Origin of the sequence: Pleomorphomonas sp. NRK KF1, from assembly GCF_023721755.1 — a bacterium.
Classification (GTDB): Bacteria; Pseudomonadota; Alphaproteobacteria; order Rhizobiales; family Pleomorphomonadaceae; genus Pleomorphomonas.
Window position 1 is genome coordinate 375,316 of sequence record NZ_JAMDLH010000003.1, and the last position, 21,780, is coordinate 397,095.

The following is a 21,780-nucleotide window of genomic DNA, read 5'->3' on the forward strand; positions in this document are numbered from 1 at the left end:
TCCGTCTGTCCGAAGTGCCTTGCTTACGGCAGCGGCGCCGGATTGGCGGACAAGGACCTGAGATAGGCAATCAGATTGGCGCGATCTTCCGGCTTCTTGACGCCGGCGAAAGCCATCTTGTTTCCAGGCACTTCAGCCTTGGGATTGGTGAGGTAGACATCGAGCGTCGCGTAGTCCCAGGTGTGGGTCTCGCCGAAGGTCACCATGGCGGGCGAGTACTTGAAGCCTTCGTGGGAACCCGGCTTGCGGTTCACTACGTCCCAGAGACCGGGACCGACCTTGTTGGCGCCCGAATCAGCAAAGGAATGGCAGGCTGCGCAGACCTTGGATGTCTTTTCGCCGGCAGTGACGTCGGCGGTCTTGAGACGCTCTTCGATGGGGGGTACCCCGGAGGCGGCCGGTGCCACGGCGGCTTGCTGGGTCGCGGCGGCGGCCGGCGCATTGGGATCGGGCTCGACCGCAGCGGGTGCGGGAGCGTCTGTCGCGACAACAGCCGGAGCGGCATTCATGTCGATGACATAGCCGGGTGTCTTGAGGTCCTGCTTGGCGAAAATCTGGTCAGATACGAAATCGACGGCAAAAACGACGACGGCAACCGCCAGCACGGCGCCGAGAATCTTGTTGGGTTGCAGTGACATCGGGGACACCGGCTCCTTGGAGTCGCGCGGCGCCCGCCCTGGCGCGCGTGACATTTGTCGGTTTAGGAATGGACCTCGCCAGAGGCTTTCTGGCCACACTCGGCAGCATATACGGGATTTTGCTCCCTCCTGCAAACTATCCTCAGGTCGCGTCGCGCCGTATAAAGCGCCGCCCGAAAGTGCGTCGGCCGATGCCTTCTGTCGCCCTGCCGGAGGATTGCACGTGTCCGAAGTAAAGCCGAACACCCTGGTGATCATTCCCTCGCGCCTCGGATCGACGCGTCTGCCGGACAAGCCGCTGGCCGATATCCATGGCGAAGCGATGATCGTCCACGTCTGGCGCCGTGCCGTCGAAGCGGGTATCGGCGAGGTGGTCGTCGCCTGCGACCATTCCTCCATCAAGGCGGTCATCGAAGCGGCCGGCGGCCGCGCGGTACTGACGCGCCCCGACCATCCGAGTGGTTCGGACCGCATCTTCGAAGCGCTGTCCAAGGCCGATCCCGATGGGCGGGTCGAGGTGATCGTCAACGTGCAGGGCGACCTGCCGACGATCGCTCCCTCCGCCGTTCGCGCCTGTTTCGACCCCCTCCTCGACTCCGCCGTCGACGTTGCCACGCTGACGGCCGAGATCGTTCGCGACGAGGAGAAGAGCGACCCAAACGTGGTCAAGGTCATCGGCTCGCCCGTTGCCGAACGCCGGCTCCGGGCACTCTATTTCAGCCGTGCCACGGCACCCTACGGCGACGGGCCGCTTTATCACCACATCGGCCTCTACGCCTATCGCCGCTCGGCGCTTGCCCGCTTCGTGACGCTGCCGCCGTCGACGCTCGAGAAGCGGGAAAGACTGGAGCAGCTCCGCCTTCTCGAGGCGGGCATGCGCATCGACGCGGCCATCGTCGACGACGTACCGCTCGGAGTCGACACGCAGCACGATCTCGATCGAGCCAGGGCGATCATCGGCGCCTCGATCAAGGGGTAATGGTCGGCCCAAAGGCGCGTTCGTTCTCAAGACGCGGTTCCGAAGGCAAACCGATATCCGCTTTTGCTGGAATTGCTCCGGCGCGGCTGCTATGCCGCTTTCCGCCTTTTGAAAAAGCGGAAGAGAACGATGTCGGAGAAGCTTAAGGTCGTATTCCAGGGCGAGCCGGGCGCCAACTCCCACCTTGCCGCCCTAGAGGTCTATCCCGATTGCGAGGCCATCGCCTGCCCGACCTTCGAGGATTGCTTCGCGGCGCTCGCGTCCGGCGCCGGGCACCTCGGCATGATTCCGATCGAGAACTCGACCGCAGGTCGGGTCGCGGACATCCACCACATCCTGCCTCACGCCGACGTTCATATCGTCGGCGAGCATTTCCTGCCGGTTCACCACCAGATTCTCGGCGTCAAGGGCGCGCGTCTCGACAACATCAAGACGGCACAAAGCCATGTGCAGGCGCTCGGCCAGTGCCGGCAGACTCTGCGTTCGCTCGGCATCACGCCGATCGTCGGCGCCGACACCGCCGGCTCCGCCCGCGAGATCGCCGAGGCGGGCGACCCTGCGCGCGCCGCCATTGCCTCATCGCTCGCCGCCGAGATCTACGGTCTCGACGTGCTGAAAGCCGATTGCGAGGACACGCTTCACAACACGACGCGCTTCATCATTCTGTCGCCGCGTCCTCGCGCTGCCCCGCCTTACGGGACGCCGACGGTGACCACCTTCATCTTCCGGGTCCGCAACATTCCCGCCGCGCTCTACAAGGCCCTGGGCGGCTTTGCCACCAACGGCATCAACATGACGAAGCTGGAGAGCTACCAGCTCGAAGGCCAGTTCTTCGCGACGCAGTTCTATGCCGACGTCGAGGGGCATCCCGACGATCCCGCAGTGAAGTTCGCTCTGGAGGAACTCGAGTTCTTCAGTCGCGAGGTCAAGGTGTTCGGCAGCTATCCCGCCAGCCCCTTCCGTGACAAGATCCGCGAGCCGGCCGCCCATCTCGGCCTCCGGCCCGGAGAGTGATCCCTACTTGAGGTCGGCCCACACCTCGATGAGGTGGCGGGCCACCGCGAGCCTCGGCGGGCAATGCAGCTTGCCGACCTCGGTGGTCGCCAGCATCGCCTTGACCTCGTCGCGCGTGAACCAGCGGCAATCGTCCATTTCGGCCTTGTCCACCACGATGTCGGTAGAGATCGCCTCGCCATAGCAGCCCAGCATCAGGTTGGCCGGAAACGGCCACGGCTGGCTGGCGTGATAGCGGACGGCGCCGACGTCGATGCCGGATTCTTCCTTCGTCTCGCGGCGTACGGCGTCCTCGACCGTTTCGCCCGGCTCCATGAAGCCGGCGAGGCAGGTATACATGCCTTCCTCGAAGCGCGGCGTCCGGCCGAGCAGCACCCGATCCTCGCCGTTCTGGATCAGCATGATCACCACCGGGTCGGTGCGCGGGAAGTGCTGGGTGCCGCAGCCGGTGCAGGTGCGCTGGTAGCCGGCGGCGATGCTGACCGTAGGCGCGCCGCAGACGCCGCAGAAGCGATGGCGCTGGTGCCAGAACAGCGTTGCCCGCGCCTGCGCCACCGGGCCAAAGCCGTCCGCGCCGACCACGGCGTCACGGGCAAGGCTGCGAAGATCGACGAGACTCTCGCCGGGTTCAAGCTCAGGTTCGGTCTTGAACTCGCCGGCGAACCACGGCCGCTCCTCAAGGTCCAGACCGAGAAAGATCTGCGTCTCCGTCTCCTGGAACAGCGCGTTGGCCGCGTTTCCCTCGAAGTCGAGGCGGCCCGATCTTACCAGCACGCGATCGCCGAACAGCATCATCAACCGGCGACGCGGGTCGGCGAGATGGCGCTGCACGAGCGCTTCGTCGGTGCGCTGTTCGGAGTGCCGGTGAAGCAGGTTGTTCGAATAGGTGTTGTGGCTGGACCAGTCGAAGCCGGAGGGAGGGTCGGAAGGCAGGATCATCGTGTCATTCGCTTTCAGTGGACCGGCTTTCATCGCCGGCCGGGTACTTGCGGCCGTCCATCAGAAGCGATTGTTGCGGCCGATATTGAGAAGTCTCAGCACCAGCCAGACGGGTATGACGACCACGGCGCCGAGCAGGAAGTAGCGCCAGACGCGATCGACGGCGTCGAAGCCCATCGACCAGATGCGGTCGACGAAGCGCAGCGCGGACGTCACGATGTCGTAGGGTTCTATGCCGAGCGCGGCGAGCACGACGCCGACGACCAGGGAGAGAATGACGAGCCTGAGAAGGAGGCGCGCCGGGCTGTCGCCGAACAGGCGCACGAAACGATCGGACATGGAAACGCTCCGGCTTTCCGGTTGGGGAGGTTGCCGACAGATAGGCGCGGCAACCGACCTTGTCCAGCCTCAAGGCTTTCCGGTATCGACTAGTTCAAAGTGCGCTCCGCCACCGGGCTGTCCAGCGAGAAGGCCGGTATCGTGACGTCGAGCGTGGTGCCGCGATCGTCGACCATCCTGTAACTGCCGGACATGATGCCGCTCGGGGTCGAGAGCGGGCAGCCGCTGGTATATTCGAAGGCTTCGCCCGGTTCGATGATCGGCTGCTGCCCCACGACGCCCGGACCGGTCACCGTGCGGCGGAGACCGTTGGCGTCGGTAATCTCCCAGAAGCGGGTCATCAACTGCACGGCGCGCCGGCCATGGTTGGCGATGACCACCCGGTAGGACCAGACGTAGCGGTGCTCGTCGGGCTCGGACTCTCCGGGGAGGTAGCTCGGCTCCACCGTGACGACGATTTCATGGCTGACGGCTGTGAACATGGCGGGCGCATCCCGAGTTGCTGCTCGGCGTCAGTAAAGGCTTTCGGGGAAGAAGCGCAAGGCGAGATCGGCCAGCGTGCCGTCGGCGTCGAGCGCGCGCAATGCACTGTCGATGCTGGCCTTGAGCGCTGCATTGTCAGCCGCCACCGCGATCTTCATGCCGTCGCCGAAATAGGCCGGCTCGGTATAGGCGCCGCCGGAGAAGGCGCAACACCCCTTGGCAACCGGTCCGGCCAGCCAGAAGGAAGCGCCGACGGCGCCGGTAAAGACGGCGTCCACCTCGCCCTTCTTGAGAAGAGCGAACAGCTCCGCCTCGCTGGTTGAAGGGCGAAGCTTGGCGGCGGGAAAAAAGTCGCCGATGAAGTCGGCGTAACGGCTGCCGGCGATGACGCCCACCGATTTTCCCGAAAGCGAGCGCGGCGATGGCTCCACCAGAGCCGGCCATCGCCGGACGAAGCGTGCCGGTTCTCTGAAATAGGGAACGGAGTAGGCGAGGTACCGGCGCAGGACCGGCGTGTCGGCGATACCTGCGGCGATGGCGTCGGCCTTGTTCTCGCGCACCGCGTCGAGCAGAAGCGGAAATGGTCGGACCTGAACCGTACAGGGTATGGCGAGGCGGGTGCAGATCGCCCTGGCGACCTCGACGTTGAAGCCGGTGATCAGGCCCGAACCGTCGATGAAGTTGAAGGGCGGGAAATCGTCGGCTGTCACGAAGCGGATGGATGGCGGGCTCGCGCCGGCAGCGGTCCCGCTACCGGGAGGGACAAGTCGAGGATAGTCGGACTCGGCGGCGTGGACAGCTGAGACGAGCGGGCCGAGGAGACACAGGAGGAGCCCCAGACTTGCAGCAATCAAGCCTTTTGAGATGTGCATCTTCGGTTACCCGGCGACCGCGGAAATGAAACTCCCACGAGGCTAGCCGAACTTCGGCGCGGGCGGAAGTCTTGGTCTCTTGCGGCCCGCGTTCCGAACGGCCTTTGCCCGACGGTTCGATCATCCCTTGGCTGGATAGTCGGAAAGCCGGCGGACGCTCGTTACCGGCACGCCACCGGATGAGATGCGGGCAATTGCGCCGCCGAGCGGCTCGATGACTGTCGCCATGTGAAAGCCGTTGGCGTGCAGCAGTTGATCCGGCCCGGCGACGATGCCGACATGCCCCTTCCAGAACACGAAGTCGCCACGCTTGAGAGCGTCGGGGTCGCCGTTCCAGTCGACCGGCTCGCCAACCTCCGCCTCCTGCTGGTCGGTATCGCGCGGGGCGGCGACACCGATCTCGGCAAGCGCTCGCTGGACCAGCCCCGAACAGTCGATGCCAAGGCTCGACGACCCACCCCACAGATAGGGCGTGCCGACATAGGCGGCGGCGACAGCGACGAAATCGCCGGGCAGCGGCGCTCCGATCGGCCGAAGATGCTTCATCACCGTGGCCGTTCCGTCGGTGAGCAAGGCATAGGCGAGATTGCGTCGCTCCACTTCGCCTTTGACGGCAACGCGCGCGCCCTGAACCAGCGGGTAGGCGACGGGCAGCTTCAGATCGGACCCGGAAAAGGCGAAGGAGCGCAGTTGCGACACCACGTGCGTCGGCTCCGGCGCCGAAAAGGACAGAGCCTCGGCCGGCATGTAGCCGACATAGCCGTCGCGCTCCATCTGGACGAAGGCCCAGCCTTCGTCATCGGTATCGAGCACCCGGACGGTTTCGCCATGGAGCGCTTCGCTGTCGAGCGGGCAATCGAAACGCGGCTCGCGCCGAAGGCCTGCGAGAGGGGCGACGATCCTGGCCGATCGAGGTTCGATGTAGCGTTCGGCCGCCACGAGGCCGGCGAGTGCGCTATCGGCAAGGTCCGGGCGGGCAAAAGTGGTGCGGCGATCGGTCGTCAACGCGGCAGTTCCCTGGCTTTGTCCACGATGGTGTCGGCGAGGCGTTCGAGAAACAGCGCTCCTTCCACCGTGCGGTGAACGATGACGTTGCGGCGGTCGGCTTCGTCACGCTTGCGGCCCAATAGCTTCAACTCGCCCATGGTGTCGAGGGCCCGGGTGATGGCCGGCTTGGTGACGCCGAGCTTTTCGGCGAGACCGCGTACCGTATGCGGTGGCGGTTCAAGATAGACGGTGAGCAGCACGGTGATCTGGCGCGGCGACAGGTCGGCGCCGTTCTCCCGCACCGTGGCGAGCGAGACGTCGTGCCAAAGTCTGAGGGCCTGAGCGGGGCGCATGTCGATCGGCATGCGCCCCTTCTACACCGAATTCGTTTCGGAGGCGTTATTATCGGGCGATCAGCCGAGCGCCTGGTTGAGGTCGGCGATCAGGTCATCGGCGTGCTCTAGGCCGACCGAGAGGCGCAGGAGGCCCTGGCGAATGCCCAGTTCTTGCCGCACCTCCTCGGTGAAGCGCTGATGCGTCGTCGTCGAGGGATGGGTGACGAGGCTCTTGGCGTCGCCGAGGTTGTTGGAGATCTTGATGATGCCCAGCTTGTTCACGGCGGCGAATGCGCCTTCGCGGCCTCCCTTCACCTCGAGGGCGATCATGGTCGATCCGCCGGTCATCTGCTTGCGGCAGATGTCCGCCTGCGGATGACTGGCCGAGCCCGGATAGATCACCTGTTCGATCTTCGGGTGCCCTTCGAGGAAGGCTGCGATCTTCGCCGCGCTTTCCGCTTGGCGGTTGACGCGCAGCGAAAAGGTTTCGAGCGCCTTCAGCATCACCCACGCATTGAACGGGCTCATGGTCGGGCCGGTCTGGCGCAGGAACACCTGCAGATGCTTCTCCAGGAATTCCTCGTCGCAGAGCACGACGCCGCCAAGGCAGCGGCCCTGGCCGTCGATGTGCTTGGTCGCCGAATAGGCGACTACGTCGGCGCCGAGCTCCAGCGGTTTCTGGTAGAGCGCGGTGGCGAAGACGTTGTCGACCACGAGGCGCGCGCCCGTTGCGTGGGCGATCTCGGCGACGGCGGCGATGTCCACCACTTCCAGCGTCGGGTTGGTCGGGCTTTCGAAGAAGAACACGCGCGTGTTGGGCCGTACCGCCGCCCGCCACTGATCGAGGTCGCGTCCATCGACCAACGTGCAGGAAATGCCGAAGCGCGGCGCCAGGTCTTCGACGATGTAGCGACAGGAGCCGAACAGCGCCCGGGCCGCAACGATATGATCGCCGGCCGACACTTGCGACAGGATGGCCGCCGTGACCGCCGCCATGCCGGTTGCCGTCGCCCGCGCCACCGGGGCGCCTTCGAGAAGAGCCATGCGCTCCTCGAACATGGCCACGGTCGGATTGGAGAAGCGGCTATACTGAAATCCGGGATCGAGGTTGAGGAAGCGCGCTTCCGCCTGCTCGGCGCTGTCGTAGACGAAGCCCTGCGTCACGAACATCGACTCGGACGTTTCGCCCCACTGCGAACGCAGGCTGCCGCCATGCACGAGGGCGGTATCGGGATGCCAGTTGGCCTTGGTCATGTCTTCGTCCTTCATCGTCGACGTCCGAAAAAAGCGAACCCGGCTGCGCATGGGCGAGCCGGGTGTCAACGGTCGACATGTCCGTCCCGACCTTTTAGCAGCATTGTTTAGCGTGGCGGCAAGCCGGTCGGCTCAAAGAACCACGAGGATGTCAACGCTAGGGGAAGCGCTGACAAAGGTCAAGCGGCCAATCATTGCCGGTCGTTGCAGGGCGGAGAGGTTGCCGCCGGAGGCAGCAAACGACCACGGCGAAACTGCGCATCCGCATAAGGTGTCGTTCGCCATACCTAGATTAATTGGGAACCTCCACTGATTGTTGGTTGATGGCAGGCAAAATAACAGTCAATGCGCCCCCCTTTTGCGGAGCCCCGATGAACCCGACGGCCAGCGTTGATCGCCGATTTTTCTTGCGAGTGATCCTGCCGATGTTCGGCTTGATCGCCATTCTGCTCGCCGGCGCCATGGCCGGCGTGCTCATGCTGTCGTCCAAGCAGAACCACCTGTCGAACGAGTTCCAGCAACGCACGGCGAGACAGGCGCTGCGTCATTTCGCCGATGAGCTCTCCAGCTTGGCAGCCGGTATGGCCGGCCGCGACGAGACGGCTGCGCATGTTACCGATGCTTTCGACCTGGAATGGGTCGCCAGCCACCTGCTCCCGGTCGAGGCGGAGGCCTTCTTCTTTGTTCTCGGGCCGGATGACCGCACGCTGTTCTCTCGCGTGGGCGGTCAAGTCGTGTCGGTGGAGGCCCGCGGCGTTCTTCCGCCGGCCTTCGGTCAGTTGATCGCCCGCTGGCGCGCCGGTCGTCTCGCCGATGCGACGACCCAGCTCATCGCCGTCGACGGTACGCCCGTGTTGTTCGCGATCAGCGGCATTCATGCCGTCGCCGATGGAAAGGAGCCGGCCGACAACGGCCATGCTCTGGTCCTTGGTCGCCGGGTGGATCGCGCCAGTCTCAGGAAGATCGCCGAGACCTTCCTCTTGCCGAACCTCAGTTACGAGCCGGCCTTCGGTCAGACCACGACAGGTCCGGGCCGCCTGCGCCTGATGAGCCAGGACGGGACCATGGGCGACTCGCTGGTGTGGGATCCCATCCTGCCCGGCGATGAGATCATCAAGGCCATCGGGCCCGGGTTGGCCCTGGTCTTTGCCGCCTATCTGGTGCTGACGGCCGTGGTGCTGGTCTTCGCCCGTCGCGCCGTCCGGCTGATCAGCGTCAACGAGGAAAAGGCGCTGCACGATCCACTCACCGGCTTGCCGAATCGGCTGCTGCTGCTCGACCGCATGAAAAGACTGCTCGAGCCGAAGCGTGGCGAAGATGCTGCTGCGGCGGTCTTCTATCTCGATCTTGATGGCTTCAAGGATGTCAACGACAGTGCCGGCCACGCCGCGGGCGACGCCGTGCTGATCGGGGTGGCGCGCCGCCTGCGCGAGTTCTGCCGGACGGAAGACACGGTGGCTCGGCTCGGCGGCGACGAGTTCGTGATGGTCATTCCGACCGACGACCGGTTGTTGGCCGAGGCTCGGGCCGAGGCTGTGCTTGCCGCGCTGAGTAGCCCCTATCACTACAACGGCCGGCTGCTGGTCATCGGCGTCAGCATCGGCATCGCCCTGGCGCCCGAGCACGGCCTCGATGTCGCCGCCCTCTTGCACAAGGCCGATGCGGCGCTCTATGCCGCCAAGCAGGACGGCAAGGGGCGGGTTCGCTTCTATCGCAAGAGCATGCGTGAGGAGAGGGCGCCCGGCCGGCCGGTGTTGCTTTCCGCCGCTGGCATCTGAGTCCTCCATTCTTCGATTCCCGTGCCTCTTCGAGTTTCCATGGGCAACAAAACAGGCTAGAGCTTCGAACAGTCCGGCCGCGCCTTTCGGCATCGGCCTCGTATCTTGCTTTCCGGACGCTCTGCACGCTCATGACCGACACCGCCGGCATTCTTCCCGCTCATCGCATTCGCGAACTGTTCGATGCCGGCGCCATCGCGTCGACGCGACCGCTCGATGCCGACCAGATCCAGCCGGCCAGCCTCGACCTTCGCCTGGGGCCGATCGCCTACCGGCTTCGGGCGAGCTTCCTGCCGGGCGACGGCTCCACCGTCGAGGACAAGCTCGACTATCTCGCGTTGCACGAGCTCGATCTCAGCGGTGGTGCGGTTCTGGAGACGGGCGGCGTCTACCTTGTTCCGGTCCTCGAGTCTCTCGCACTGCCCGACGAGGTATCCGCCTCGGCCAACCCCAAGAGCTCGACCGGCCGGATCGACGTCTTCACCCGTCTCATCACCGACCAAGGCGTGGCGTTCGACCAGATCGCCGCCGGTTATCATGGTCAGCTATGGGTCGAAGTCTCGCCGCGCACCTTCCCGATCAAGGTCCGCGCCGGCTCGCGCCTCAGCCAGGTTCGCTTCCGCCGGGGCGACGCGCGTCTCGACGATGCGGCACTGGCCCAGCTTCATGCTCGGTATCCGCTGGTCGATCTGGAACCGCGCTTCGAACATGGTCTGACGCTGTCGATCGACCTGGCCGGCGCCGGGGAGGGCGCGCTGATCGGCTACCGGGCCCGGCGCCACACCAGCGTGCTCGATGTCGATGCCAAGACGGCGCAGGATGTCGACGATTTCTGGGAACCGATCAAGGCGCGCGGCCGGCCGTCACTGATTCTCGATCCGGACGAGTTCTACATTCTCGTGTCGCGCGAAGCGGTGCAGGTGCCGCCCGAGACGGCGGCGGAAATGGTTGCCATCGACCCTCTGGTCGGCGAGTTCCGCGTCCATTATGCGGGCTTCTTCGATCCCGGCTTCGGGCACGCCCCGGCTGGCGGCAAGGGAGCTCGCGCGGTGCTTGAGGTGCGGAGCCACGACGTACCTTTCATCCTCGATCATGGCCAGACCATCGGCCGCCTCGTCTACGAGCACATGGTGGAAGTGCCGACCACGCTCTACGGGCAGGGCATGGGTTCGAACTATCAGGCCCAGGGGTTGAAGCTCTCCAAGCATTTTCGCCCCAAAGCCACCTCTTGACAGCGCCGGGCGAGACTGCGATCTAGGGCGCGTCGCGGGTGTAGCTCAATGGTAGAGCAGCAGCTTCCCAAGCTGAATACGAGGGTTCGATTCCCTTCACCCGCTCCAGCTTCTCCTGTGCCCGTTCCCATCGCGCCGCCTCGGCATCAGGCGGCCTGCTCACGGTTGCGCTTGCGCGTCGCAGCGGCTTTCTTGGCGGAGGCAGACCGTTCTTCCTTCGACCGCGAGGCGGCCGCCTTCTTCGCCGAGGCCGAGCGATCTTCCTTCGACCGGGAAGCCGACGCCGCGCCGCCTTTCCTGCCACCTTTCTCGGAGGACTCGTGGGTATCGGGGTGGCCGCGTCCGGAACCGGACTTGTTGCCGCCGCCACTTTCCTTGTTGACGGTCGCCCAGGCGCGCCGTTCCGCTTCATCTTCGGAGACGCCACGCGACTCGTAGCTCTCCTCGATGTGTTCGGCCTTGCGCTTCTGCTTGTCGGTGTAGGCGGACTTGTCTCCACGAGGCATGGAACGTCTCCTTTTTTGGAGGTGAGTGCCGCCTAAACCGCTCGTCGACGGGAAAGTTCCGCGCCTCAATTGTATGATTGTCGCTTCGCTCCCGTCTCTTGCCGCAGATTGCCACCGCCACCCTGCCTAATCCTCGGGCGACCAGGCGATCGGTACGCTGTCCTTGGGGTCGTAAGGCGCTTTGACGAATACCGCTTTCCAGGGCGTGGCGCCGCGATTGACGACATGATGGCCCTCACCGGGCTCGCAGCGCAGGAAGTCGCCGACACCTAGCACGTGCAGCTCGCCGTCGACGTACATGTGGACCTCGCCGGCGATCGTCAGGAAGTTCTCCTCGATGTGCTGGTGCTTGTGCGTGTTGAAATGCTGCCCCGGAAGCAAGGTGACGACGCCGATATCGACGTTCGGACCGCGCAGCAGATACTTGGGGCCATGATCGCCGAAGCGATAGGCGTGCTCGTCTTCTTTGGTTTTGAACATTGTTCCTCCGCCGCCGTCCCCGTCCGGACGGTGGTCCTTGCTTGCCTTGGAAATGTTGGTGCTGCCGCTCTGCCTGAGCAGGGGTCAGAGACCGGGAGCCTTCCACATCGAGCGGGTGATGCCGGCATCGACGAGGCGGCGCTGGGCGGCGTAGGCCTCGCGCCAGCGTTCGGTAACCTCCCCATAGAGAGAATGGCGGCTGATGTTCGGCTCATAGCGTCGACGCCAGCGCACGACGGCGTCGGCCGCTTCCGGCAGCGATGCGTATTCGCCGATGCCGACCCACGCGGCGAGACCGGCGGCCAGTGCCGTCGCTTCGGTCACTTCCGGCACCTTCACCGGCAAACCGGTGACGTCGGAAAGGATCTGACCCCATAGGGCGCCCTTGGAGGCGCCGCCGGCGAAGACGAGATCGGTCAGCGTTACGCCGGCGAGATTGGCCGCCAGCTGGAGATTCTCCGACGCGACGATCGCGGCGTTCTCCTGAATGGCGCGGAAGATCTGGGGCTTGCCGCAGACGGTGGCATCGAGCGACAGGTTGAGGAGCGACGGTGCGGCATGATACCAGGCGCCGCAGTTCATCACGTCAGAGAAGATCGGAAGGATGCCATTGGCGCCGGGCGCCACGGTGGCAGATTTTTCCTCGAGGAGCGCGTAGACGTCGATGCCCCGCTCGGCGGCGATCCGCTTTTCCTCGTCACAGAAGGCGTCGCGGAACCAGCGGGTGGTCATGCCAACCATGAAGGCGATGCCTTCGGCCTGGCTGAGGCCCGGCACGACATGCGGATTGACGCGCACCCGCATGGCCGGATCGGCGATCGGGCGGGGCATGTTGACCACTTCCTGCCAGAAGGTGCCGCCGAGCACGGCCGCTTCGCCGGCACGACCGACGCCGAGGCCGAGTGCGCCGAATTGCACGTCGCCGCCGCCGACCACAACCGGCGTTCCCACGGCGAGCCCCGTGTCGGCCGCGGCGGCAGCCGTCACGCGGCCGATGGCGGTGCCCGTCTCGTGAACGGGCGGCAGAATGGCGGGATCGATGCCGGCGCGGCGGGCGATGTCGGCGTCCCAGGTGCGGGTATCGAGCGCAAGGAGTCCGCTGGTCCCGCCATTCGACGGGTCGCAGGCGATCTCGCCGCTGAGGCGGGCGACGATCCAGTCGGACAACATGCACATGCGCGCCGTGCGGGCATGGACGTCCGGCAGGTGCCGCTCGATCCACTTGAGGCGCGGAATGGCGCCCAGCGCGAAGGTCTGGCCAGTCACGGCATAGGCGTCGCGCTCGAAGTCCGGCATGGCGGCCTTGAGGGCCTTGGTCTCGTCGGATGCGCGCGAGTCGACGTTGGCACAGGCCCAGAGCTCGCGCCCATCCTTGTCCCACAGGACGATGCCTTCGCGCATGGAGGTGGCGCTGACGGCGCGGATGGACGATGCCGACAGGCCGGCGGAGGCCAGTGCGCGGCGTACGCAGCTCGCGAGCAAAGCCCAGTTGGCGGCGCAATCGAACTCCATCGAGCCGGGGTAACGCGGGTCGCTGAGGTGCGTCCACTCTTCCTGCGCGACGGTGACTTGGCGGCCGGCCTTGTCGAAAATCACCGCGCGGCCGCTGCCCGTGCCGGCATCGATGGCGAGAACGTGGGAGGTGGTCATGCTTGGTCTTTCTCGATAATGGCTTGGGCCGTCGGCTCGTCGGTGATCAGCACGTCGATGCGGCCACCGCGGGCGGCGGCCCGGATGGCATCGACTTTCCTGGGGCCGCCGGCGGCGGCGATGACCTGCGGGATGGCCGACAGGGCCTCGAAATCCAGGCCGACCAGCATCTTGTGGAACGGCAGGTCGAGCGGCTCGCCGGCTTGGTCGTAGAAGATGCCGATGATGTCGCCGACGGCGCCCTGGCGGCGGAAGATCTCGAATTGCGAACGGCTGGCGTAGCCGGAAGCGATCAGCGTCGCCTCGTCGGCTACGGCGCCGATGCCGACCAGCGCGTAGTTGGCGGTGCGCGCCATGCTCATCACCTCGACGACGTGCCGCTCGGCCCGGATCGCCTCGGCGATGCTCTCCTGCGACACGACGAGCGGAGCGGGAATGAGGTGGACGTTCTGCGAGGAGCGACCCGAGGCGACGCCTTCGATGTAGGCGGATACGCCGCCGGTGAGGCTGACCAGGGAGATGTCCTTGTAAGAGAGTGTGCGGGAAAGCCGCTGCAGCGTACCCATCACCGTGGCGCCCCAGCCCACGGCCAGCATTTCCTGGTCCCTGAGGCGACCCATCAGATACTGGCTGGCAGCTTCGGCCAGCCGATCGTTGACGTTGCCTGTCTCCTGCGCGGGGATGACGCGCGCTTCGTCGAGGCCATAGAGCTCCTGCAGGCGGGCTTCCAGGGCGAAGCAACCGCCATAGCTCGAGTTGATGTGGACGTGAATGAGCCCCATCTTTCGGCCTCGGTCGAGCATGCGCGATACCTTGATACGCGACAGGTTGAGTCGCTCGCCGATTTCGCTCTGCGTAAGGCCGTCGTGGTAATAGTGCCAGGCAACGCGGCTCAGCAGCTCTTCCTCGTGCGGCTCGAATGCCAGCTCGTCATAGGCTTCGTTCACGTCACTCACCTTCATGACAATTGCACGGGTGCTCCCTCCGGAGATCCCGAACGTCGTTGTTGTCGATCATATGATCACGATGTGCACATAAGCGCAAGATGTGATGTTCCTGATCATCATTAAGTCGTATGGCGGGAAATGTCGATTTCAGAAAAATGACCATAAATCAATGCATTACAGGATTTCGACCATATTGCTTCGGATTTGCAGTTCGGCTCGTTTGGCTGTCACTATCACTTATGTGCAGAATCTGGGTTGACGATATGGACTGCTCGGCAAATAATCCGGTGTGCAATTGATAAGGCGGCGTTCATTTGAACGACTGGTACTGCTGATTGCAGACCCCGCCGCCCCATTGGAGGACCCCATGGCCGATTTGGACGACGTGAGAGAAGGCAAGGATTTCGGATTGGATCAGCCGGTGGAGGTCAAGGCGTTCCCTGTGCGTGGTTCCGTATCGCTCGACTGGGGTATGCAGGATCGCCTGGCGCGCATCTTCCAGCCCAAGAGCGGCCGTACCGTCATGCTGGCTTTCGACCACGGCTACTTCCAGGGGCCGGCCACCGGCCTGGAGCGGCTGGATCTCACCATCCGCCCGCTCGTTCCCTACACCGATGTGCTGATGTGCACGCGCGGCGGTCTGCGACAGACCATGCCGGCCGATAGCCGCAAGCCCGTCGTGTTGCGCTGCTCGGGTGGCATGAGCGTTCTGACCGAACTGTCACGCGAACTGGTGGCGGTTGACATCGAGGACGCCATCCGCCTCAACGCATCGGCGATCACCACCAATGTCTACGTTGGCGCCGAGTACGAGCATCAGTCGCTCGCCAACCTCGTCAAGCTGATCGACACGGGCAACCGCTACGGCATCCCGACCATGGCGGTCACCGGCGTCGGCAAGGATATGGTGCGCGACGCGCGCTACTTCGGTCTTGCTACGCGCATCTGCGCCGAACTCGGCGCTCACATCGTCAAGTCCTACTATATCGACACCGGCTTCGAGAAGGTCGTGGCCGGCTGCCCGGTTCCGATCGTCATTGCCGGCGGCAAGAAGCTGCCCGAGCGTGATGCGCTTGAAATGGCCTGGCGTGCCATCGACCAGGGCGCGGCCGGCGTCGACATGGGTCGCAACATCTTCCAGTCCGATTGTCCGGTGGCGATGATCGCTGCCGTGCGGGCGGTGGTGCACGACGGCGAGAGCGTCGACAAGGCCTACGACATCTACAAGGCCGGCAAGGCCAAGGCGGCCTGAGCCGCCAATAACGGACCGCGAACCGCTCCGTCGGGCTTCTCTGGAAGTCCGGCGGACCGCCCTGAGGAGAGGGCGTATCGAAACGCTGGTAGCCCCGCGTTTCCAAAAATAGAAAGTTGGGAGACTGTCGACATGGCGGGAACCTCGCCGACCGACCAGCGGACGCCGCTGGTCGAAGCCAGGCAAGTCTGGAAATTCTTCGGCTCCATCGCCGTGTTGCGCGGCGTCGATCTGACGCTGAGGCCGGGTGAGGTGCACGCACTGCTCGGCGGCAACGGCGCCGGCAAGTCCACCTTGATGAAGATGATCGCCGGTCTGCATCGCCTCGATCGAGGCGAGCTTCTGGTGTGCGGCGAAGACGCTTCGGCCATGACGCCGGTCACCGCCCGTCAGGCCGGCATCCATCTGGTCCCGCAGGAGCCGATGCTCTTCCCGAGTCTTTCGGTGGAAGAGAACGTTCTGATGCACGTTCCCGGCAACCGCAAGGAGCTGCGCGCCCGCCTCGAAACGATGATCGCCGAGATCGGCGCCGGCATGACGCTGTCCACCCAGGCCGGTCAGCTCGAGGTCGCCGACCAGCAGATGGTCGAAATCCTGCGCGGCCTCATCCGCGACGCCCGCATTCTCATTCTCGACGAGCCGACCTCGGCATTGACGCCGCGCGAGGTAGGCAAGCTGTTCGAGCGCATCCGCGCGCTCACCGCTCAGGGCGTTGGCATCTTCTTCATTTCCCATAAGCTCGGCGAGATCCGCGAGATCGCCGACATCGTCTCCATCCTGCGCGACGGTCAGGTTGTGCTGGCCGGCCCGCCGAAGTCCTTCACCGACGCCGAGATCGTCGCCGCCATGACCCATGTCGAGGGCAAGGAAGGCTTTACGCTTGGCCGCGTCGGCGCCCCGGTTGAACGGGGTGACGAACGGTTGTGTGTCGAAGGGCTCGCCGGCGAGGGCTTCGCCGATGTGACCTTCTCGCTGCATGCCGGCGAGATTTTCGGTCTTGCCGGTGTGGTCGGCTCCGGCCGCACCGAGCTTGCCGAAACCATCTACGGCATTCGCCCCGCCGCCCGTGGCCGCATCTTCGTCGACGGCAAGCCGCTGGCGGGGCATGGTCCGCGCCAGAGTCTTGACGCCGGTGTCGTCTATCTGCCGGAAGATCGGCAGGTGTCGGGTCTCTTCGTCAACGCACCGCTCGTGTGGAATGCCTCTGCCCTGGTGCTGCATCGCGGCCAGGAGTGGCTGCCGCTTGCCAGGGAACGAGCCGACTTCGCCGAGCAGGTCAAACTCCTGGGCATCGTCTGTGCCAACGCCGACCAGCCGGTCCGCACACTGTCGGGCGGAAACCAGCAAAAGGTGCTGCTCGCCAAGTGTCTCGCCGCCGGACCGCGCGTCCTGATCCTCGACGAGCCGACACGCGGCGTCGATGTTGCCGTGCGCGCCGACATCTACAGGCTGATCGATCGGCTGGCCGGCGAAGGGCTCGCCATCCTCCTGATTTCCTCCGACCACGAGGAAGTCGAACGCCTCAGTCACCGCGTGCTGGTGATGAACCACGGTTATCCGGGCGGCCTGCTCGAAGGCTCCGACATCACCATCAATGCCATTGCCCGCCTCTCCTTCGGGGTCGGCGCTAAAATGGACGCTGCGCAATGATCATCCGCTTTCTGCAGCGCCACCGCGAAGCTTCGGTCGCGCTGATCATCGTCTTCCTGTTCGCGGTCCTCGGCCTCGTCGATCACAGCTACCTGTCCCTGGACACGGTGCTTCTCGTTTACGGCAACAGCCTCATCCTGTTCGTCCTGGCGATCGGCGCCACCATGGTGATGGCGACGCACGGCCTCGACGTTTCCGTCGGCTCCATCATGGGGCTCGCGGCGGTGGTCGCCGGCCTCCTGATGAACGCGGGCTGGGGTATCCCCGCCTCCGTGGGCGTCGCGCTCCTGGTCGGTCTTCTCTGCGGCCTGTTCAACGGCGCGCTGGTGTCCTTGCTGAAAGTGTCGGCCATCGTCGCCACGCTCGGCACTCTGGGTCTCTACCGCGGTTTCGTGCACCTCCTGTCCGGCGGCAGCTGGATCGAAGGCTTGCCGGAGAACTTCAAGGCGCTGACCAAGGCCGGTTCGGCCGGCTTGTCGCCGGTCGCCTGGCTGGTGCTGGTCCTGTTGATCGTCGCCCATCTCGGTCTGCGCTACACCGCCTTCGGCCGCTCCATGTTCGCCGTCGGCGACAACCGCGAGGGCGCTCGCCTCATCGGCATCCGCGTCAACGAGGTGCAGATCGTCGCCTACGGTCTCAACGGGCTGCTGGCCGCGCTGGCCGGCGTCATCTTCGCCTCGCAGATCGGCTTCATTCCCAACACCGCCGGTACCGGCATGGAGATGCGGGCCATCGCCTCCAGCGTTCTCGGCGGCGTCAGCCTGTTGGGCGGAACCGGAACCGTGCTCGGCGCGGCGCTCGGCGCCTACTTCATGACCTCGATCGACAGCATTCTCGTGCTGCTGCGCCTTGAGGCCTACTGGAACGACATCATCGCCGGCGCCATCCTGCTGGTGGTGCTGATCACCGACGGCAAGATCCGCGAGGCCGTCGATCGTCTCCTCCGCTACCAGAAATACCGCAAGTTCATCGATCCGCAGGCGGCTGCCCAGCACGGCGACGCTGCCAAGGCCGCGACGCGGCCGCTCAAGACGGCGCTTGAGACCTCGGAGGCGCGCAAATGAAGCTTCATCCTGCCCTCAAGCGCTGGGAGAGCGTGCTTGCGCTGCTCCTGATCGCCGAGATCCTGCTCTTCGGCGCCATCAACCCGGTATTCCTGCAGCCGTCCATGCTGCTCTACGCCACCTCCGATTTCATTCACGTCGGCATCACCGCGCTGGCCCTGACGCTGGTCATCATCACCGGCGGCATCGATCTGTCGCTCGGATCGGTAATGGGGCTCTCTGCCATCACCCTCGGCATCCTCTGGGTCGGTGGCGTCGACATCTGGGTGGCGGCCGTGGCGGCGCTTGCCGTCGGCACGCTGGGTGGCGTCTTCAATGCCGTCGCCATTCACCTGTCCAAGGTCAACCCGCTGGTCATCACGCTCGGCACCGGCTTTCTGTTTGGCGGAGCGGCGCTGGTGCTGTCCGGCCTTGCCGGTGCGACGGGGTACGAAGGCATCAGCAACTTCGATCCGGCCTTCGTCAACCTTGCCAACCTTGAGGTCCTTGGTCTGCCGCTGCCCTTTGCCCTGTTCCTGGCGCTGACCGTCGGCTTCATGGCGCTGCTGCATCGCACCCGCTTCGGCCGCTATGTCTACCTGATCGGCCAGAACCCGCGCGCCGCCGCCTATGCCGGCACGCCGGTGTTCCGCACGCTGGTGGTCGCCTATGCCTTGACCAGCCTCATGGCGGCGCTGTCCGGCCTGATCCTCGCCTCCTACTTCGGCTCCGCCCGTTCGGACTTCGGCACCACGGCCCTGATGCCGGCGATCACCGCCGTGGTGCTCGGTGGCACGTCGATCTACGGCGGCTCGGGCACCATCCTGGGTACGGCGTTGGCGGCGCTCCTGGTCGGCTATCTGCAAACCGGTCTCCAACTCGTCGGCGTGTCGAGCCACGTCTCGAGCGCCCTGTCGGGTGGCCTGTTGGTCATCGTGGTTGCCTTGCGCAGCCTCTCGGAAATGGGACGCGTCTGGTTCCAGCACCGGCGCGTCTTGAGAAACGTTGCGGCCGAATGACGGTCTGACGTTTGAGGAGGAAGGCCCGGAAAAGCGGGGTGTTCAGCCTCGGGGGCCATGTCTTGGAAGGAGAGCAACAATGAAGTTTGGTTCCGTTTCCCTCGCGCTTGCCGTGGCTGCCGCCGCGACCTTCGCCGGTCCGTCGGTCGCCGCCGACAGCACCCGCATCGCCTTCATTCCGAAGCTGGTGGGCGTCGGCTTCTTCACCTCCGGCGGCAAGGGCGCTGTCGAAGCCGGCAAGAAGCTCGGCGTCGAGGTGACCTATGACGGCCCGACCGAGCCGTCGGTGTCCGGTCAGGTGCAGTACATCAACACCTTCGCCAACCAGGGCTTCAATGCCATCGTCGTCTCGGCCGTGTCGCCCGACGGCCTCTGCCCGGCCCTGAAGCGCGCCATGCAGCGTGGCATCAAGGTTCTGACCTGGGACAGCGACGTCAACCCCGAGTGCCGCAGCTACTACATCAACCAGGGCACGCCGGCCCAGCTAGGCAAGCTTCTGGTGGACATGGCCGCCGAGCAGCATCCGGCCGACAAGGCCAAGGTCGCCTTCTTCTATTCGAGCCCGACGGTCACCGACCAGAACCAGTGGGTCGAGCAGGCCAAGGCGCTCATCGCCAAGGACAAGCCGGGCTGGGAAGTCGTCACCACCCAGTATGGCTACAACGATGCCCAGAAGTCGCTGCAGACCGGCGAAAGCATCCTGAAGGCCTACAAGGACGTCGACATCATCATCGCCCCCGACGCCAACGCGCTTCCGGCCGCCGCCCAGGCCGCCGAGAACGTCGGCCGCGCCGGTCAGGTGACCATCGTCGGCTTCTCGACGCCGAACGTGATGCGCCCCTACGTCAAGCGTGACACCGTCAAGGCCTTCGGCCTCTGGGATGTCACCAAGCAGGGCGCCATCTCCATCTACGTCGCCGATCACCTCATCAAGAACGGCGCCATGAAGGTTGGCGACAAGCTCGACATTCCCGAGATCGGCACCGTCGAAGTCAGCCCGAACAGCGTCCAGGGCTACAGCTACGAAGCCGACGACAACGGCATCATCCTGCTGCCCGAGCGTCAGGTGTTCACCAAGGACAACATCGACAACTTCGACTTCTGATCGATCGGATCCCGCGCTTCGCGAGACGGCGGTCCCTCCCGTCTGCCGTCCGCTCCTCCCCCGTCGGCCATCCCCCCATGAGGCCTTCGGGAATCCGGAGAGCCGGCCGCCATCCACCGGCGGCCGGCCGTCCTTTTCTTGCAGTCAATATGGAGGCCACGCCATGCACGTCACGCTCGTCGAGATCAACGTCAAGCCCGACCGCATCGACGATTTCCTGCGCGTCTTCGGCGCCAACCGTGAGGGCACCATTGCCGAGCCCGGCTGCCGTCGCTTCGACGTGCTGCAGGATCCGGCGGAGCCGACCCGCTTCACCATCTACGAGGCCTTCGTCGACGAGGCGGCGGTGAAGTTCCACAAGACGACGCCGCATTATCTCAAGGTCAAGGCCGAGCTCGAGGACATCATGACCGGCCCTCGCAGCCACAAGGTGTTCGTCGGCGTCATGCCGCGCGACTGACGAGGCCTCGATGTTTCCCACTTCGGACGATCTCGCGACGCGCGACACGCTGAAGGCCTTCCTTCGGCGCGTTGCGCCTTCCCTCAGTGTCGGACTCCTCGCCGCCGACGCCATGGCCTATGGCGCGGCCATTGCCGAACTGGAGGCGGCAGACAACGCCCTCCTGCATTTCGACGTCATGGATGGCGTCTTCTGCCCGGGCTTCACCGCCGGTCCGCCGCTCGTCGCGGCCTCGCGCACGAAGATGCTGAAGGATGTCCATCTCATGGTGGCCGATCCGATCGCAATCATTCCGGCGGTGCTGAAGGCCGGCGCCGATATCATCCATGTCCACCCCGAGGGGCTCGCGCACCTGCACCGGGCGCTCGCCATGCTGGATGTCGACGTGGCGGGATGGCCGGGGCGGCGCGTGTTGCGCGCGGTGGCGCTCAATCCGGCAACGCCCGTCGACCTCATTGCGCCCGTTCTTCACGAGATCGACATGGTGACGGTGCTCGCCGTCGATCCTGGCTGGAGCGGCGGCGCGCCCGATGCGGCCCTCGGCCGCAGGGTCGAACGGCTGAGGCGGCTTGCCGCCGAGACCGGCGTTGACCCGCTCATCGCCATCGACGGCGGCATCACCGAGGCGACCATCGGCATTGCTGCCAGCTTCCGGCCCGACGTGATCGTCTCCGGCAGCGCTGTCTTCAAGGCCGGTGCCAGCATTGCCGGCAATCTCGACAGGCTGCGCGCCGCCGCCAGCCGGTAGGCACGCCTATACGGCGCGGGCATACCTCGGGATATGTCCGCGTCGGCTTGCCTGGGCTCCAGCAAACGAA

23 protein-coding genes, 1 tRNA gene and 1 riboswitch are annotated in these 21,780 nt (G+C 65.2%); of the genes, 12 read left to right on the plus strand and 12 right to left on the minus strand.

Features of this window, described 5'->3' with window-relative positions; genetic code table 11:
- Positions 1–23: 23 nt before the first annotated feature.
- Positions 24–638 (minus strand): cytochrome c family protein, encoded by a 615-nt coding sequence (locus M4J39_RS11080; protein WP_251727898.1) that lies wholly within the window; start codon positions 636–638, stop codon positions 24–26.
- A 217-nt stretch (positions 639–855) separates the two neighbouring features.
- On the opposite strand from M4J39_RS11080, the gene M4J39_RS11085 reads away from it, so the two are divergent.
- Positions 856–1,617 (plus strand): 3-deoxy-manno-octulosonate cytidylyltransferase, encoded by a 762-nt coding sequence (locus tag M4J39_RS11085; RefSeq protein ID WP_371875441.1) that lies wholly within the window; start codon positions 856–858, stop codon positions 1,615–1,617.
- Between the two features lie 129 nt (positions 1,618–1,746).
- Entirely contained in the window at positions 1,747–2,631 is an 885-nt protein-coding gene (locus M4J39_RS11090; protein WP_251727900.1) for a prephenate dehydratase, read from the plus strand.
- Between the two features lie 3 nt (positions 2,632–2,634).
- Here M4J39_RS11090 and nudC read toward each other — a convergent pair whose 3' ends face one another.
- The 7 genes from nudC to M4J39_RS11125 form a co-directional block, all read right to left on the minus strand.
- Positions 2,635–3,570 carry an NAD(+) diphosphatase gene (nudC, locus tag M4J39_RS11095; RefSeq protein WP_251727901.1) on the minus strand — a complete coding sequence of 312 codons (936 nt, stop codon included), beginning with the start codon at positions 3,568–3,570 and terminating at the stop codon, positions 2,635–2,637.
- 60 nt (positions 3,571–3,630) lie between these two features.
- Complete coding sequence (locus M4J39_RS11100; protein ID WP_251727902.1) at positions 3,631–3,909, minus strand: DUF6460 domain-containing protein; 279 nt, start codon at positions 3,907–3,909, stop codon at positions 3,631–3,633.
- 89 nt (positions 3,910–3,998) lie between these two features.
- Positions 3,999–4,391: a Co2+/Mg2+ efflux protein ApaG gene (apaG, locus tag M4J39_RS11105; RefSeq protein WP_251727903.1), complete on the minus strand. Its 393-nt coding sequence runs from the start codon at positions 4,389–4,391 to the stop codon at positions 3,999–4,001.
- A gap of 30 nt (positions 4,392–4,421) precedes the next feature.
- Complete coding sequence (locus M4J39_RS11110; RefSeq protein ID WP_251727904.1) at positions 4,422–5,264, minus strand: transporter substrate-binding domain-containing protein; 843 nt, start codon at positions 5,262–5,264, stop codon at positions 4,422–4,424.
- 120 nt (positions 5,265–5,384) lie between these two features.
- Positions 5,385–6,269 carry a C40 family peptidase gene (locus tag M4J39_RS11115; protein WP_251727905.1) on the minus strand — a complete coding sequence of 295 codons (885 nt, stop codon included), beginning with the start codon at positions 6,267–6,269 and terminating at the stop codon, positions 5,385–5,387.
- Entirely contained in the window at positions 6,266–6,616 is a 351-nt protein-coding gene (locus tag M4J39_RS11120; protein ID WP_100079893.1) for a MarR family transcriptional regulator, read from the minus strand. The genes M4J39_RS11115 and M4J39_RS11120 overlap by 4 nt, the downstream gene beginning before the upstream one ends.
- Before the next feature lie 48 nt (positions 6,617–6,664).
- Complete coding sequence (locus M4J39_RS11125) at positions 6,665–7,855, minus strand: O-succinylhomoserine sulfhydrylase (protein WP_251727906.1); 1,191 nt, start codon at positions 7,853–7,855, stop codon at positions 6,665–6,667.
- A 59-nt stretch (positions 7,856–7,914) separates the two neighbouring features.
- A riboswitch (SAM riboswitch) is annotated at positions 7,915–7,994 on the minus strand.
- 271 nt (positions 7,995–8,265) lie between these two features.
- Between M4J39_RS11125 and M4J39_RS11130 the strand changes: the two genes are divergently transcribed.
- The 3 genes from M4J39_RS11130 (at position 8,266) to M4J39_RS11140 (ending at position 10,958) form a co-directional block, all read left to right on the plus strand.
- Positions 8,266–9,618, plus strand: a complete 1,353-nt coding sequence (locus M4J39_RS11130; RefSeq protein WP_251727907.1) for a GGDEF domain-containing protein — start codon at positions 8,266–8,268, stop codon at positions 9,616–9,618.
- 131 nt (positions 9,619–9,749) lie between these two features.
- Entirely contained in the window at positions 9,750–10,850 is a 1,101-nt protein-coding gene (locus tag M4J39_RS11135) for a 2'-deoxycytidine 5'-triphosphate deaminase (protein WP_251727908.1), read from the plus strand.
- Between the two features lie 34 nt (positions 10,851–10,884).
- Positions 10,885–10,958 (plus strand) — tRNA-Gly (locus M4J39_RS11140).
- 38 nt (positions 10,959–10,996) lie between these two features.
- Here the strand turns inward: M4J39_RS11140 and M4J39_RS11145 are convergent.
- The 4 genes from M4J39_RS11145 to M4J39_RS11160 form a co-directional block, all read right to left on the minus strand.
- Positions 10,997–11,356, minus strand: coding sequence for a plasmid stabilization protein (locus tag M4J39_RS11145; protein ID WP_251727909.1), 360 nt, complete (start codon positions 11,354–11,356; stop codon positions 10,997–10,999).
- Between the two features lie 126 nt (positions 11,357–11,482).
- Positions 11,483–11,836, minus strand: a complete 354-nt coding sequence (locus M4J39_RS11150) for a cupin domain-containing protein (RefSeq protein WP_251727910.1) — start codon at positions 11,834–11,836, stop codon at positions 11,483–11,485.
- An 84-nt stretch (positions 11,837–11,920) separates the two neighbouring features.
- Positions 11,921–13,486 (minus strand): autoinducer-2 kinase, encoded by a 1,566-nt coding sequence (gene lsrK / locus M4J39_RS11155; RefSeq protein ID WP_251727911.1) that lies wholly within the window; start codon positions 13,484–13,486, stop codon positions 11,921–11,923.
- Positions 13,483–14,433, minus strand: a complete 951-nt coding sequence (locus M4J39_RS11160) for a sugar-binding domain-containing protein (protein WP_251727912.1) — start codon at positions 14,431–14,433, stop codon at positions 13,483–13,485. Before M4J39_RS11160 ends, lsrK begins: the two co-directional genes overlap by 4 nt.
- Before the next feature lie 367 nt (positions 14,434–14,800).
- Between M4J39_RS11160 and lsrF the strand changes: the two genes are divergently transcribed.
- The 7 genes from lsrF to M4J39_RS11195 all read left to right on the plus strand — a co-directional run bounded on the left by lsrF (position 14,801) and on the right by M4J39_RS11195 (position 21,710).
- Positions 14,801–15,685 carry a 3-hydroxy-5-phosphonooxypentane-2,4-dione thiolase gene (gene lsrF / locus M4J39_RS11165; RefSeq protein WP_251727913.1) on the plus strand — a complete coding sequence of 295 codons (885 nt, stop codon included), beginning with the start codon at positions 14,801–14,803 and terminating at the stop codon, positions 15,683–15,685.
- A 132-nt stretch (positions 15,686–15,817) separates the two neighbouring features.
- A complete protein-coding gene (gene lsrA, locus M4J39_RS11170; protein ID WP_251727914.1) occupies positions 15,818–17,335 on the plus strand; it encodes an autoinducer 2 ABC transporter ATP-binding protein LsrA in 1,518 nt (505 codons plus the stop codon).
- Positions 17,332–18,399 (plus strand): autoinducer 2 ABC transporter permease LsrC, encoded by a 1,068-nt coding sequence (gene lsrC, locus M4J39_RS11175; RefSeq protein WP_251727915.1) that lies wholly within the window; start codon positions 17,332–17,334, stop codon positions 18,397–18,399. Before lsrA ends, lsrC begins: the two co-directional genes overlap by 4 nt.
- On the plus strand, positions 18,396–19,397 hold the full coding sequence (locus M4J39_RS11180) for an autoinducer 2 import system permease LsrD (RefSeq protein ID WP_251727916.1): 1,002 nt from the start codon (positions 18,396–18,398) through the stop codon (positions 19,395–19,397). Before lsrC ends, M4J39_RS11180 begins: the two co-directional genes overlap by 4 nt.
- Before the next feature lie 79 nt (positions 19,398–19,476).
- Complete coding sequence (lsrB, locus tag M4J39_RS11185) at positions 19,477–20,502, plus strand: autoinducer 2 ABC transporter substrate-binding protein LsrB (RefSeq protein ID WP_251727917.1); 1,026 nt, start codon at positions 19,477–19,479, stop codon at positions 20,500–20,502.
- A gap of 163 nt (positions 20,503–20,665) precedes the next feature.
- Positions 20,666–20,962 carry a (4S)-4-hydroxy-5-phosphonooxypentane-2,3-dione isomerase gene (lsrG, locus tag M4J39_RS11190; protein WP_251727918.1) on the plus strand — a complete coding sequence of 99 codons (297 nt, stop codon included), beginning with the start codon at positions 20,666–20,668 and terminating at the stop codon, positions 20,960–20,962.
- Between the two features lie 10 nt (positions 20,963–20,972).
- The gene (locus M4J39_RS11195; protein ID WP_251727919.1) at positions 20,973–21,710 is read left to right on the plus strand and encodes a ribulose-phosphate 3-epimerase; all 738 of its coding nucleotides are present in this window, start codon (positions 20,973–20,975) and stop codon (positions 21,708–21,710) included.
- Positions 21,711–21,780 lie beyond the last annotated feature (70 nt).

Coding starts and splice junctions, on each gene's coding strand:
- lsrG (WP_251727918.1), top strand. CDS start 20,666: ATGCACGTCACGCTCGTCGAGATCAACGTCAAGCCCGACCGCATCGAC.
- M4J39_RS11180 (WP_251727916.1), top strand. CDS start 18,396: ATGAAGCTTCATCCTGCCCTCAAGCGCTGGGAGAGCGTGCTTGCGCTG.
- M4J39_RS11150 (WP_251727910.1), bottom strand. CDS start 11,836: ATGTTCAAAACCAAAGAAGACGAGCACGCCTATCGCTTCGGCGATCAT.
- M4J39_RS11125 (WP_251727906.1), bottom strand. CDS start 7,855: ATGAAGGACGAAGACATGACCAAGGCCAACTGGCATCCCGATACCGCC.
- M4J39_RS11120 (WP_100079893.1), bottom strand. CDS start 6,616: ATGCCGATCGACATGCGCCCCGCTCAGGCCCTCAGACTTTGGCACGAC.
- M4J39_RS11130 (WP_251727907.1), top strand. CDS start 8,266: ATGTTCGGCTTGATCGCCATTCTGCTCGCCGGCGCCATGGCCGGCGTG.
- M4J39_RS11080 (WP_251727898.1), bottom strand. CDS start 638: ATGTCACTGCAACCCAACAAGATTCTCGGCGCCGTGCTGGCGGTTGCC.
- lsrA (WP_251727914.1), top strand. CDS start 15,818: ATGGCGGGAACCTCGCCGACCGACCAGCGGACGCCGCTGGTCGAAGCC.
- M4J39_RS11090 (WP_251727900.1), top strand. CDS start 1,747: ATGTCGGAGAAGCTTAAGGTCGTATTCCAGGGCGAGCCGGGCGCCAAC.
- lsrK (WP_251727911.1), bottom strand. CDS start 13,486: ATGACCACCTCCCACGTTCTCGCCATCGATGCCGGCACGGGCAGCGGC.
- M4J39_RS11110 (WP_251727904.1), bottom strand. CDS start 5,264: ATGCACATCTCAAAAGGCTTGATTGCTGCAAGTCTGGGGCTCCTCCTG.
- nudC (WP_251727901.1), bottom strand. CDS start 3,570: ATGATCCTGCCTTCCGACCCTCCCTCCGGCTTCGACTGGTCCAGCCAC.
- lsrF (WP_251727913.1), top strand. CDS start 14,801: ATGGCCGATTTGGACGACGTGAGAGAAGGCAAGGATTTCGGATTGGAT.
- M4J39_RS11135 (WP_251727908.1), top strand. CDS start 9,750: ATGACCGACACCGCCGGCATTCTTCCCGCTCATCGCATTCGCGAACTG.
- apaG (WP_251727903.1), bottom strand. CDS start 4,391: ATGTTCACAGCCGTCAGCCATGAAATCGTCGTCACGGTGGAGCCGAGC.
- lsrC (WP_251727915.1), top strand. CDS start 17,332: ATGATCATCCGCTTTCTGCAGCGCCACCGCGAAGCTTCGGTCGCGCTG.
- M4J39_RS11195 (WP_251727919.1), top strand. CDS start 20,973: ATGTTTCCCACTTCGGACGATCTCGCGACGCGCGACACGCTGAAGGCC.
- lsrB (WP_251727917.1), top strand. CDS start 19,477: ATGAAGTTTGGTTCCGTTTCCCTCGCGCTTGCCGTGGCTGCCGCCGCG.
- M4J39_RS11145 (WP_251727909.1), bottom strand. CDS start 11,356: ATGCCTCGTGGAGACAAGTCCGCCTACACCGACAAGCAGAAGCGCAAG.
- M4J39_RS11100 (WP_251727902.1), bottom strand. CDS start 3,909: ATGTCCGATCGTTTCGTGCGCCTGTTCGGCGACAGCCCGGCGCGCCTC.